General features: G+C 39.2%; 10 protein-coding genes. All 10 read left to right on the top strand.

The genetic code is table 11. From position 1 onward, the window contains the following. The first annotated feature begins 7 nt into the window (after positions 1 to 7). The 10 genes from IL355_RS14595 to IL355_RS14550 all read left to right on the top strand — a co-directional run bounded on the left by IL355_RS14595 (position 8) and on the right by IL355_RS14550 (position 12675). On the top strand, positions 8 to 1240 hold the full coding sequence (locus tag IL355_RS14595; protein ID WP_192462865.1) for a M48 family metallopeptidase: 1233 nt from the start codon (positions 8 to 10) through the stop codon (positions 1238 to 1240). A 103-nt stretch (positions 1241 to 1343) separates the two neighbouring features. Beyond that, positions 1344 to 3548: a RelA/SpoT family protein gene (locus tag IL355_RS14590; protein WP_192462864.1), complete on the top strand. Its 2205-nt coding sequence runs from the start codon at positions 1344 to 1346 to the stop codon at positions 3546 to 3548. A gap of 54 nt (positions 3549 to 3602) precedes the next feature. Continuing rightward, complete coding sequence (locus IL355_RS14585) at positions 3603 to 4058, top strand: Fur family transcriptional regulator (RefSeq protein WP_192462863.1); 456 nt, start codon at positions 3603 to 3605, stop codon at positions 4056 to 4058. Positions 4059 to 4070: 12 nt separating this feature from the next. Beyond that, positions 4071 to 5342: an adenylosuccinate synthase gene (locus tag IL355_RS14580; RefSeq protein WP_187456825.1), complete on the top strand. Its 1272-nt coding sequence runs from the start codon at positions 4071 to 4073 to the stop codon at positions 5340 to 5342. Positions 5343 to 5490: 148 nt separating this feature from the next. Further along, positions 5491 to 7200 (top strand): OstA-like protein, encoded by a 1710-nt coding sequence (locus IL355_RS14575; RefSeq protein ID WP_317175506.1) that lies wholly within the window; start codon positions 5491 to 5493, stop codon positions 7198 to 7200. A 14-nt stretch (positions 7201 to 7214) separates the two neighbouring features. Next, complete coding sequence (locus tag IL355_RS14570; RefSeq protein ID WP_192462861.1) at positions 7215 to 8396, top strand: aspartate aminotransferase family protein; 1182 nt, start codon at positions 7215 to 7217, stop codon at positions 8394 to 8396. Between the two features lie 97 nt (positions 8397 to 8493). After that, the gene (locus IL355_RS14565; RefSeq protein ID WP_192462860.1) at positions 8494 to 9897 is read left to right on the top strand and encodes a tetratricopeptide repeat protein; all 1404 of its coding nucleotides are present in this window, start codon (positions 8494 to 8496) and stop codon (positions 9895 to 9897) included. A 90-nt stretch (positions 9898 to 9987) separates the two neighbouring features. Then, positions 9988 to 10902 (top strand): DUF368 domain-containing protein, encoded by a 915-nt coding sequence (locus IL355_RS14560; protein ID WP_192462859.1) that lies wholly within the window; start codon positions 9988 to 9990, stop codon positions 10900 to 10902. A gap of 9 nt (positions 10903 to 10911) precedes the next feature. Beyond that, positions 10912 to 11925 carry a DUF368 domain-containing protein gene (locus IL355_RS14555; RefSeq protein ID WP_192462858.1) on the top strand — a complete coding sequence of 338 codons (1014 nt, stop codon included), beginning with the start codon at positions 10912 to 10914 and terminating at the stop codon, positions 11923 to 11925. After that, the gene (locus IL355_RS14550) at positions 11926 to 12675 is read left to right on the top strand and encodes a shikimate dehydrogenase family protein (RefSeq protein ID WP_192462857.1); all 750 of its coding nucleotides are present in this window, start codon (positions 11926 to 11928) and stop codon (positions 12673 to 12675) included. The last annotated feature ends 196 nt before the right edge of the window (positions 12676 to 12871 follow it).

Here is a 12871-nt window from a genome sequence, read left to right as displayed (position 1 = left end):
TAGTAAAATGAATACATTGTTTTACGCCATTGTTGCTATTCTGGTCTTTCAATATGTGCTTGAAACCCTTTTGGATTATTTAAACGCAAGACATTATAATGACCCTATTCCTGAAGGATTGACGGACGTTTTTGACGAAGAAGAGTATAGAAAGTCGCAGGCCTACAAGAAAACCAACTATAAGTTTGGAGTCATCACCTCCACTTTCTCACTAATTCTCACATTAGGCTTTTTATTTTTTGGAGGTTTTGAATGGGTAGACCAGTTGGTACGTGGTATTACCACAAATCCTATTTTAATGGCCCTTTTATTTTTTGGAATCATTTTTATAGGAAATGACCTTATTTCGCTTCCCTTCTCCTACTATTCCACTTTTGTAATCGAAGAGAAATTCGGCTTTAACAAAACTTCAAAAGGGTTGTTTTTTATAGATAAGTTAAAGGGCTGGGCCATGTTGGCGGTCGTTGGCGGTGGAATGCTTTCCCTGATTATATGGTTCTTTCAATGGGCCGGATCCTATTTTTGGTTGTATGCTTGGCTTATCATTTCAGTTTTCACACTTTTCATGAATCTCTTTTACAGCAAATTGATAGTTCCCCTGTTCAACAAACAAACACCCTTGGAGCAAGGTAGCTTGAAAAGTAAAATTGAACAATTTGCAAAGAATGTAGGTTTTGAACTGCAAAACATATTTGTTATTGACGGGTCTAAAAGATCTACGAAAGCCAATGCCTATTTTTCCGGCTTTGGAAGGGAAAAAAGAGTAACCCTTTTTGACACCCTCATCAATGATCTGGAAGAAGAGGAAATTGTTGCCGTATTGGCCCATGAGGTAGGGCATTACAAGAAAAACCACATTATCTACAATCTTGTAGCTTCATTAGTATTAACGGGAGTTACCCTTTTTATCCTCTCTTTATTTGTCAACAATCCTCTAGTATCCTATGCAATAGGCGTCTCCAATCCTTCTTTTCATGCCGCTTTAGTTGGTTTTGGTATTCTATACAGCCCCATTTCTGAAATTACTGGACTAATCATGAACCACTTATCACGGAAATTTGAATATCAGGCCGATAATTATGCAAAGCATACCTATGCAGCCTTGCCACTCATTACCTCCTTAAAAAAGCTGAGCAAGAACAGTTTAAGTAATTTGACCCCGCACCCGGCTTATGTATTTATGCACTATTCCCATCCACCCTTAACCAAAAGAATTGCCAATCTTATCAGCGAAAAATAGTTTCCCAAAACTTTTGAATAATGGGCCAACATTAGGTTGAAGGCTCCCTACGGGCATAATTTTTGTTGTGAATCTTTAAAGATTATCCTACTTTTATTTAACTATGACGGAGGCAGCTTTAGAACAGGAAAATAAAGAGATAGCCAAGCAGTATAAAGAATTGCTTCGGATAAGCTATCAGCACTTATCAGATGATGATAAAACACTCATTCGTTCGGCTTTTGAGATAGCGATTGACGCCCATAAAGACCAACGAAGAAAATCGGGCGAAGCCTATATTTTCCATCCAATAGCTGTTGCTAAAATTGTCGCTTCTGAAATTGGGTTGGATGCCACCTCCATTGCCTCTGCCCTTCTCCATGACGTGGTGGAAGATTCAGATTATACCTTGGATGACATGGAGCGCATGTTCGGGGAGACCATTGCCCGAATTGTGGACGGCCTAACGAAAATTGCCCACCTCAAGAAGGACATGAGCACATCTCAGCAGGCAGAGAACTTTCGCAAAATGCTTCTCACCCTTCACGATGATGTTAGGGTAATCCTTATAAAAATTGCCGATCGCTACCACAATATGCTCACCATGGATTCCATGCCAGAGCATAAACAAGTTCAGATGGCCTCTGAAACCCTATATATTTACGCTCCGCTAGCACACAGGATCGGTCTCTACAATATAAAAACGGACCTAGAGGACCTGAGTCTTAAATACACCGAACCTGATGTGTACAGGGATATCAAAGAGAAAATTGAAGACTCCAAGGAAGAACAACTAGCTTATATTGATGCTTTTTCGCAAGTTATTGACAATAGTTTAAAGGCTGAAGGCCTCAATTATCTTATTAAGGGGCGCATGAAATCGATTTTCTCCATTAGGAGAAAGATGAAAGCCCAAAATGTGGGATTTGACGAGATTTATGACAAGTTTGCCATACGTATCATTTACAAATCTGACCGCCAAAACGAAAAGTTTTTGGCTTGGAAGATTTACTCCATAGTTACAGACCATTTTACACCCAATCCGGTACGTTTACGGGATTGGATTTCTTCACCAAAATCTACTGGATATGAAGCCTTGCACATAACGGTTATGGGCCCCAAAGGACGTTGGGTAGAAGTACAGATCCGTAGTGAGCGCATGCATGAAATTGCTGAAAAAGGTTATGCCGCCCATTTTAAGTACAAACACGGCGAGCAAAAGGAAATGGGTATTGAAATGTGGCTCAATCGCCTACAAGAAGCATTGGAGAACGCCAATAGCAACGCTATAGATTTTGTGGAGGAGTTTAAACTCAACCTTTATTCAAAGGAGATTTTTGTTTTTACACCTAAAGGTGAATTAAAATCACTCCCCAAAGGAGCTACCCCATTAGATTTTGCTTTCCACATTCATACAGAAGTGGGAATGCGCACGAGAGGAGCCAAAGTAAACGGGAAACTGGTACCCTTGAACACCACCCTACAAAGTGGAGACCAGGTAGAGATTATAACATCCGATCAAGCAAAACCAAATCAAAATTGGTTGGATTATGCCACTACAGCTCGCTCCAGGGCCAAAATAAAATCCTCGCTAAGGGAAGAAAAGAAATCGGTTGCCGAAGACGGGAAAGAAATTTTACGTCGTAAACTAAAATCGCAGAAAATCACCCTGAATGAAGATTCCATCAATAAAATGGTGGTGTTTTTTAAGTTAAAAACCAGTTTGGACCTTTTTTACAGGGTAGGTATTGGAGCTATAGATAACCAGATGATCAAAGATTTTGTTTCATCCTATAGCAATGCCTTCATTAGTTTCTTTAAAAATAAAATTAAAAGAAACCCTGTTCCGGAGACTATTGACAGGGAGGAAATAACTACCAAATATGACGTACTTGTTTTTGGAAAGGAAGAAGAAAAATTAGACTATACCCTTAGTAAATGCTGTAATCCCATACCTGGGGATGATGTTTTTGGTTTTGTAACCGTAAACGAAGGCATTAAAGTGCATAAGAAAAACTGTCCCAATTCCATACAGCTTCAATCCAATTATGCGTACAGGATCATTCAGGCTAAGTGGATAGATTCTACCCAAGAAGAATTTAGATCGGAGATAAAACTTACGGGAATTGATAATTTAGGTCTTGTAAATGAAATAACGGAAATTATTTCTGATGAGATGCACGTGAACATGAAAAACCTCAACTTTAGTACGGACGGTGGCACTTTTACAGGAAGAATTACCGTGGTGGTCAAAAACAACGGCATTCTTAAACAGTTAATGGATAACCTCAAGAAAATTCAAGGAATCGATAAAGTAACAAGAATCTAGATAGGTAATTAAAATATAACTGTACATTTGCAAATTGAAGTACGTAAACCTGTTATGGCAGATAATAAAAATCAAGAAATAGTAAAGAACGTTTTTACCTCATTCCTAGAGGATAACGGACATAGAAAAACTCCGGAACGTTATGCTATTCTTCAAGAAATTTATGAAAGTGATGAGCATTTTGATATTGAGTCGCTTTACATAAACATGAAAAATAAAAACTACCGGGTAAGTAGGGCTACGCTTTACAATACGATAGAACTTCTCTTAGACTGTAAGTTGGTACGCAAGCACCAGTTTGGCAAAAGCCAGGCACAATATGAAAAATCCTATTTTGATCGCCAGCATGACCACGTCATCCTTACGGATACCGGTGAGGTGGTAGAATTTTGCGACCCTAGGATACAGTCTATAAAAAAGACCATAGAAGAGGTTTTTGATATTAAGATCAACACCCATTCCCTCTATTTTTATGGCACTCGAAACAAAAATGAAAAAACCAACAGCTAAGCGAATTTTTTAATGGCAGTAGATTTATTGTTAGGATTACAGTGGGGAGACGAAGGTAAAGGTAAAATCGTTGATGTACTGACCAAGAACTATGATATTATCGCCCGTTTCCAGGGCGGTCCAAATGCAGGGCATACTCTTGAATTTGACGGAATAAAACACGTGTTGCATACAATTCCATCCGGAATTTTTCACAAAAATGCAGTGAACGTGGTGGGCAACGGAGTGGTTATAGATCCCGTTATTTTTAAAAAGGAGCTAGATGCCTTAAAAGAGTTTAAAATCGATATTAAATCGAAATTGCTCATTTCAAGAAAGGCCCATTTAATCTTACCTACCCACCGTTTATTGGATGCGGCTTCTGAAACAGCAAAGGGTAAAGCCAAAATTGGTTCCACCCTTAAGGGTATTGGCCCAACCTATATGGACAAAACCGGCAGGAACGGCATGAGGGTAGGTGATCTTGAAATGGATGACTGGAAAGAGAAGTATAGAGCTCTGGCAGACAAGCACGAAGCTATGATCGATTACTACAATGTAGATATCGAATATGATTTGGCGGAATTGGAAACCGACTTTTTTGCTTCCGTTGAAGAATTGAAACAGCTCACTTTCATAGACAGTGAAGAATATTTATTCCAAGCTCAAAAATCTGGTAAGAAAATTTTGGCAGAGGGTGCGCAGGGGTCTTTATTGGATATTGATTTTGGAACCTATCCATTCGTAACTTCCAGCAATACTACAGCTGCAGGAGCCTGTACCGGTCTAGGGGTGGCCCCTAATCAAATAGGAGATGTAAAAGGAATTTTTAAGGCCTATACTACCAGAGTTGGTAGCGGACCTTTTCCAACCGAGCTTTTCGATGAAGATGGAGAGACCATGGGTCGTGTAGGTAATGAATTTGGAGCTACTACAGGTAGGCCAAGGCGTTGTGGTTGGTTAGATTTGGTTGCCCTCAAATATGCCGTTCAGGTGAACGGGGTTACCCAATTAATGATGATGAAAGCCGATGTTCTTAGTGGATTTGAATCTATAAAAGTATGTACCGCTTACAACTACAAGGGAGAAGAAATTACCCATTTACCTTACAATATTGAAGCGGAGAACGTAACGCCTATTTACAGTGAAATGAAGGGCTGGAAAGAAGACCTTACCAAAATGAGTAGTGCTGAAGAACTTCCGGAAGCGTTAAAGTCCTATATCTCATTTTTGGAAAAGGAACTAGAAGTGCCTATCACCATTGTTTCCGTAGGGCCGGATCGTACGCAGACAATTTTGAGATAATCTTAGTTTAGCATAGGTTTGGCAACGTTTTACTTCCTAAATCTATGCTAAACTCCAATTTTTAAGGGCTAAAAAGGCTAATTTTGGTCAAAAATTACAGAGAAAATTGAATCTGCTCTTTCGAATTCTATTTTTTTTCCTTTGTGCCATTCCCGTATTGGCCCAAAACCCAAATGCCGCTAAAGATACCACACAAAGCAGGCAAATAAATATTGTATACGGCGCCAACTTTACCAAAAACGAGGCTAAGTTTCCGGGAGCCTCCATCTTTAGCAAGGACAACAGGCAGGTACAGTTTGAACATCAAGGTGCGGACCTCTGGTGCGATATTGCTATTTACTATCAAAAGGAAAACCGCCTGAGAGCATTAGGTAATGTTAGACTGCAACAAGGTGACTCTATAGAACTCACAAGCGGTAAAATAAATTATGACGGGGAAACCAAATTGGCCAAAGCTTTTGAAGACGTGCTTCTTGAAGCGGACCAACAAACGGGTAAGATGACCTTAAAAACTGACACCCTATATTTTGACCGTGAAAATCAGGAATCTTACTACAATAGCTCAGGGACCATTATAGATTCTACCAATACACTTACCAGTGAAATTGGAAGATATTTTATGGAGTTGAAAAAATATCAGTTTCTGGACAGTGTACATATTGATAATCCTCAGTATACCTTGGACTCAGAACGTTTGGATTACTATACCAATTCCAAGAACGCCTACATGTACGGACCTTCCACAATTACGGGAGAAAGCTATAAAATCTATTGTGAAAGAGGATTTTATGATACCAAGATAGAAAGTGGGTACGGAATTAAGAACACCCGAATAGATTACAATAACAGAATTATAGAAGGCGATAGCGTCTATTTTGACAAGGCTTCGGAATTTGCTTCGGCCACCAATAATATTGTAGTTACGGACACTGTAAACAACGGGGTTATCAAGGCCCATTACGCAGAAGTTTTTAAAGCAAAGGATTCCGTTTTCGCTACAAGAAGGGCCGTTTCCATAAGTTTGGTAGAACAAGATTCCCTTTACATGCACGGAGACACCTTAATGGTTACCGGTAAGCCTCAGAACAGAATTTCCAGAGCCTTTCACAATGCTAAATTCTATAAAACAGATTTAAGCGGCAAATGTGATTCGCTTCATTTTTCAGAAAAGACCGGCATCACCCAATTGATAAAAAATCCCGTTCTGTGGAATGGGGAGAATCAAATGACCGGAGATAGCATCCATTTAATTTCCAACCTAAAGACGGAGAAAATGGATTCTCTCAAGGTAATTAACAATGCTTTTATTGTTTCCTTGGACAGTATTAGTAAAACGGGGTATAATCAAGCCAAAGGAAAGGACCTTTTTGGCAAGTTTAAAGATAATGAGCTCAAGGTTATAGACCTTATCAAAAATACAGAGGTAATCTATTACATGTACAATGATGAGGACCAATTAATTGGTATAGACAAAACCATTTGTAGTAAAATTAGAATTACAATGGCCAATAATGATGTAGAAGACCTTACCTTTTTTACCGATCCGGACGGTGATATATTTCCGGAAAAAGAGCTTCCTGTTGAGAGCAGAAAATTAAAAGGTTTTATTTGGCGCGGTGATGAGCGCATTATAAAAATGGAGGACATCTTTGACGAAGATGACAAAAATCTTGAGCTGGTTGTAATTAGGGGTATTGACAATCCCATTGATATTGACGCAGAAGAAGCGGAGCGATCACAAAATTCCAATGATCCCATTAACGGTATTCCTTCTACTCCGGTAAAAAAAGAGCGCCCCTCTGTTGCTGATAGGCCCAAACAAGTAAAGGTTACCTCTGACCCCAATCAATTTCAATAATTTTAAAAGAGGCCATGAAAGAAGATTTCTTGAAATTCCAGGCCCAAACTTCTCCACATCCGTTAGCGATGGAAGTGTCCAAGGCCAAAGGAAGCTATATTTATGATGAAAAGGGCCAACCCTATCTAGATTTTGTGGCAGGGGTTTCTGCCTGTACTTTGGGGCATTGTCACCCTAAAGTTGTTAAGGCCATACAGGAGCAGGCAGAAAAGTACATGCACGTAATGGTTTATGGAGAATATGCGCAAAGTCCTGCTGTCAATTACACCAAATTATTAGCCTCCCTTCTTCCTCCCAATTTACAAAGTACGTATTTAGTAAACTCGGGTACCGAAGCCATTGAGGGAGCTATAAAATTAGCTAGAAGGGCCACAGGCCGTAGCGAACTCATTGCCGCCAAAAACGCCTACCATGGCAATACCATGGGCAGTTTGAGCCTTTTAGGAAAGGAAGAAAGGAAAGGCCCATTCAGGCCACTTTTACCGGATGTTTCCTTTATTAATTATAATGATGAGGAAGATTTAGCTCGTATCACCTCAAAAACAGCAGGCGTTGTTCTTGAAACCATTCAAGGAGGAGGAGGATTTATTCTACCTACGGCTAACTACCTTAAAAAAGTTAGGGAACGCTGCCATGAGACTGGGGCCCTATTAATTTTGGACGAAATACAGCCCGGCTTCGGCAGAACAGGAACATTTTTTGCCTTTGAGCAGTATGAAATTGCGCCAGATATACTGGTTATTGGTAAAGGAATGGCCTCTGGAATGCCAGTAGGTGCCTTTGTGGCTTCCATAGAATTAATGTCCCACCTACAACAGGGCCCTAAATTAGGACATATTACAACTTTTGGCGGTAATCCGGTGATTGCAGCCGCTTCCTTGGCAACCCTTAGAGAGCTTCAGGAAACAAGTATAATGTTGGAGGTATCCGAAAAGGAACAACTCTTTAGAGAACTACTACAACATGAAAATATACTGGAAATAAGAGGTAAGGGCCTAATGCTTGCACCTATTTTAAAAACGGCCGAAATGGCCAATCATGTAATATTGACATGTGCCAAAAAAGGGCTGATTTTATTCTGGTTGCAGTTTGAACCTAGAGCCCTGCGCATCTCTCCTCCCCTAACCATTTCAAAGAAAGAAATAGAGGAAGGCTGTGGCATGATACTTGAAGTTATAAATATGTATGAGCAATAAGATGTTAACTAATTTGTTAATAATATAGGCTCCAAGGGGAAAAAAAGTGCTTTTTAAAAAAGTACTTTTAATTCCATAGTTTAACCAAAACGTTCATATGGCGTTAGAATCTAACGAAAGGCCAGACCAATCCATCGCCAAGTTTGAATCAATGCTCAAAACTGACGATGTTTACTTCTTCGATGCTGAAGATTTTGAGGAAATCATCCATCATTATCTAAACAACGGCAAGATAACACTGGCAAAAAAAGCGATCCGAATTGGGCTGCAACAACACCCAGGTTCCATAGAACTCAAACTGCTAGATGTAGAGGTGCTCGTTTTTGAGAACCATCTTGATTTAGCAGAGCAGTACTTAGATGAGCTGCAAGTGTTGGATAGCAGTAATGAGGAAATTTTTATACAGCGTGCCAACATATTCTCCAAAAAAGATAACCACGAGGCCGCTGTGGAATTATTGAACCACGCCCTGAATTTAACCGACAATAGTTTTGACATCTATTCCCTTTTGGGAATGGAGTACCTCTTTATGGACGATTATAAGTTGGCCAAGGAGAGTTTCATGAGATGTGTTGATTTTGATGATCAAGACTACTCATCCCTATACAATGTTATTTACTGTTTTGAGTTTTTAGAAGACCACGACGGTGCCATTGTTTACTTGAATGATTACTTGGAAAGAAACCCGTACTGCGAAGTTGCTTGGCATCAATTGGGGAAACAGTATATTTCCAAGAATATGCTTTCAGAGGCTTTGACTGCCTTTGATTTTGCAATCATTTCAGATGACACCTTTATTGGAGCATATTTTGAAAAAGGGAAGGTTCTCGAGAAAATGGGCAAATACAATGAGGCCATTGAAAATTACGAGACCACCATACAAATGGAAGACCCCACTTCCCATGCTTATTTGCGCATCGGAAAGTGTTATGAGCGGTTGGAAAATGATGAAATGGCCAAGTATTACTATTACCATACCGTTCATGAAGACCCTTTATTGGACAAAGGATGGTTGGCCATCACCGATTTTTATTTCAGAAAAAAGAACTACAAAAAGGCATTGTTTTATGTAAACAAGGCTTTGAATATAGATGGTGAAAATGCACAATACTGGAAAAAGTGTGCCATGATCAATGCTGCTCTGGATCGGTATGACCAAGCGGATTACTCCTACAAGCAAGCGGTAGATCTGGGAAATTATGAGCTAGGCACCTGGTTGGATTGGGCCGATGTAATCAAAAAAAATGATGACATACCCGGTGCTATTCAAGTATTGTCCCAAGGGCAGGAATTTTATCCGGATAATGCGGAATTGAAATACAAAACCGCAGGGTTCTATCTGGAAACAAATGACACCATTAATGCCAGGATAAGCTTAATAGATGCCTTAAAAATGGATTTTAAAAAATTAGAAGTCTTTAAGCAGCAATTCCCTCAATATGCCACCTCTGATTGGGTACGAAAAATTGTGGCTACCTTTGAAAAATCCATCAGGCAGTAACATAATCCTTGTCCAAACTGAAGTAGTAATTTAGATATTGGGCACTTACCACTATAAAAGTTTATTTTTGTTTCTGTTGAAACAAATTTCATGGAGAAAAGAAACTTTATCCAATACCTTATAGTTACTCTTAAAGGTATGGCCATGGGTGCCGCAGATGTAGTTCCTGGTGTATCTGGTGGTACCATCGCTTTTATTTCGGGTATTTATGAAGAGTTGATAACATCTATAAACAATGTTGACCTTTCCCTTTTCAAAACCTTAAAGGAGCAAGGTCTAAAGTCCGCTTGGAACCAGCTAAACGGTAATTTTTTACTGTCCCTATTTATTGGCATAGGAATAAGCGTACTTTCATTGGCCAAACTGGTAAGTTGGCTATTAGAAAACAAACCCATTCTCATTTGGTCTTTCTTCTTTGGATTGGTCATAGCCAGCATACTTTTAGTAGGGAAAGAGGTAAAAAAATGGAACGCCACAACTTTTTTCTTTTTGACTTTAGGGGCATGCGTTGCTTATTACATAACCATATTACCTCCTTCGGGGAGTGTAGATAGCCTTCCTTTTCTTTTCTTATCGGGAGCGCTAGCTATTTGTGCCATGATATTGCCTGGTATTTCCGGAGCATTTATCCTTGTGCTTTTAGGTTCCTACAAAACTATTATAGATGCGGTTCACAATTTGGATATTAAGGTGATTGCAGTAGTTGGTGCAGGGGCCATTTTTGGATTGTTAAGTTTCGCCAAATTGCTTAAATGGATGTTCAACAATCACAAAAACCTCACACTGGCCCTACTTACTGGTTTTATAATTGGGTCCCTCAATAAAATCTGGCCTTGGAAAAGAGTATTGGAAACCAGGACCATTGGCGAAAAAATCATTACGATTGACGAAAATGTATCCCCATTTAGCTTTCAAGGGGACAATCAGTTGGTAATTGCTATTATTGCGGCCCTTGTGGGCTTTCTGCTCATTTTTCTTTTAGAGCGAACCGCTGCCAAAAAATAATAGTGATTCATGTACGAGCCGCGCAGCATACAGGATAAGTTTTTTCTGGTCATTAAAGGCCTATGCATGGGAGCTGCCAATAAGGTACCTGGGGTTTCCGGAGGCATTGTGGCCTTTGTTGCCGGTTTTTATGAAGAGTTTATTTATTCACTTCAAAAGGTAAACGGTAAAGCCTTCAAATTACTTTTTAATGGTAGGTTCAAGAGCTTTTACAGATACATTAACGGCTCCTTTCTATCCTTGCTCATTTTTGGGATGCTTGTAAGTTACTTTAGCGTCTCTAAAATTTTGGATTATTTTCTGGAACAAAAGGAACTATATGTATGGGCGGGATTTTTTGGAATGATCCTGGGATCTATTTATTATATTTCAAAAGACTATGAACACTGGAACCGCAAAACCATTATTGCAGGACTTATCGGTCTTCTTGTAGGTATTTCGATTAGTTTTCTAAGTCCCGCAAAAGAAAACGATAATCTGTTATTTATTTTTCTTTGCGGTATGATCAGTGTATCCGGTATGACCTTACCCGGATTGTCCGGATCTTTTATTTTGATTCTTTTAGGCAACTACGTGCTGCTATTGGTAGATTCTGTGAATGCACTGTACGATACGTTTGCTGAAATTTTGACGGGAGACTTTAGTTTTGTAAAAAACCAAGAACGATTGGACACCCTTGTCATTCTTGCGGTTTTCACTACCGGTTCTGCTGCCGGCCTTGTCAGTCTATCGCACCTGCTAAGCTACGTTCTTAAACACTATAAATATATTACTACAGCTGTTATCATTGGTTTCATCACCGGTTCTCTTGGCACTGTTTGGCCGTGGAAAAGAACCATTTTTAAAACGGATGAGCAAGGGGTAAATATCCTGGACTCCAACGGAAAGGAAATCATTGTAAATTATGAACGGTACTTTCCTAAAATGGATCTAGCCGAAACTTGGTGGGCCATTTTTTTTGTTCTTGTTGGAATAGGTATTTTATTGGGCCTAGATTGGTACGGAAAAAATAGAAAATCATAAATGACAAAACACAATCATAGATTTGGTCTTGTAGGCAAAAACATCTCTTACTCCTTTTCAAGGGGATACTTCAAGGATAAATTTGAACAGTTACAATTATCTGGTTATACCTACGAAAATTTTGATTTACAAGCTGCAAATGAATTTCCAAGCCTTCTAAAAAACAACATGGATCTGAAAGGTTTGAACGTGACCATTCCCTATAAACAAGATGTTATCCCTTATCTAAAGGAACTCACTCCCCAAGCTAAAGAAATAGGTGCCGTAAATACCATTCAGTTTTCAGAAAATGGCCTTATTGGCCATAATACAGATGCGTACGGATTTGAAAACTCCATCAAACCATTTTTACAACCCCAACATACCAAAGCCCTAATATTGGGAACAGGCGGGGCTTCCAAAGCTGTGGCCTTTGTACTTGATCAATTGCAAATTGAAAGAAAATATGTTTCCAGAAAAAGGGATGCGCACAAATTATCCTATGATGATTTGGATATAGAGGTTATAAAAGAGTATACGATCATCATCAATTGTACACCCTTGGGCACGTTCCCCGATGTTGAGGCCAAACCAAATATCCCGTATAAGGGAATTACCCAGAACCATTTGTTGTTCGATCTCATCTATAATCCATCGGAAACTGCTTTTTTAAAGGAGGGAAACAAACGCGGCGCCAAAATTTGCAATGGTTTAAGAATGCTGGAACTTCAAGCGGACAGAGCTTGGGAAATTTGGCAGGAAACTTTTTAGCTTACCGCACCCAAATTACAAATTCCGCATTTTCAATACCAATATTTGTTTAAATGAAATGCCATCCAATTCTTAGGGGTTTTACCTATAAATCTGCTTTCTTAAAATAGTCTTATAACCTTTGTACTTTATTAGGTTGTTAGTATCTTACCAATAAATAGGCTAGCTAAACAAACATAAGGACAAATTACTAATG

This window comes from Euzebyella saccharophila (genome assembly GCF_014855495.1).
Taxonomy (GTDB): Bacteria; Bacteroidota; Bacteroidia; order Flavobacteriales; family Flavobacteriaceae; genus Euzebyella; species Euzebyella saccharophila.
Note: the sequence above shows the minus strand (reverse complement) of the source record. Positions and strands in the feature narration are given on the sequence as shown.

Coding starts and splice junctions, on each gene's coding strand:
- IL355_RS14595 (WP_192462865.1), top strand. CDS start 8: ATGAATACATTGTTTTACGCCATTGTTGCTATTCTGGTCTTTCAATAT.
- IL355_RS14590 (WP_192462864.1), top strand. CDS start 1,344: ATGACGGAGGCAGCTTTAGAACAGGAAAATAAAGAGATAGCCAAGCAG.
- IL355_RS14585 (WP_192462863.1), top strand. CDS start 3,603: ATGGCAGATAATAAAAATCAAGAAATAGTAAAGAACGTTTTTACCTCA.
- IL355_RS14580 (WP_187456825.1), top strand. CDS start 4,071: ATGGCAGTAGATTTATTGTTAGGATTACAGTGGGGAGACGAAGGTAAA.
- IL355_RS14570 (WP_192462861.1), top strand. CDS start 7,215: ATGAAAGAAGATTTCTTGAAATTCCAGGCCCAAACTTCTCCACATCCG.
- IL355_RS14565 (WP_192462860.1), top strand. CDS start 8,494: ATGGCGTTAGAATCTAACGAAAGGCCAGACCAATCCATCGCCAAGTTT.
- IL355_RS14560 (WP_192462859.1), top strand. CDS start 9,988: ATGGAGAAAAGAAACTTTATCCAATACCTTATAGTTACTCTTAAAGGT.
- IL355_RS14555 (WP_192462858.1), top strand. CDS start 10,912: ATGTACGAGCCGCGCAGCATACAGGATAAGTTTTTTCTGGTCATTAAA.
- IL355_RS14550 (WP_192462857.1), top strand. CDS start 11,926: ATGACAAAACACAATCATAGATTTGGTCTTGTAGGCAAAAACATCTCT.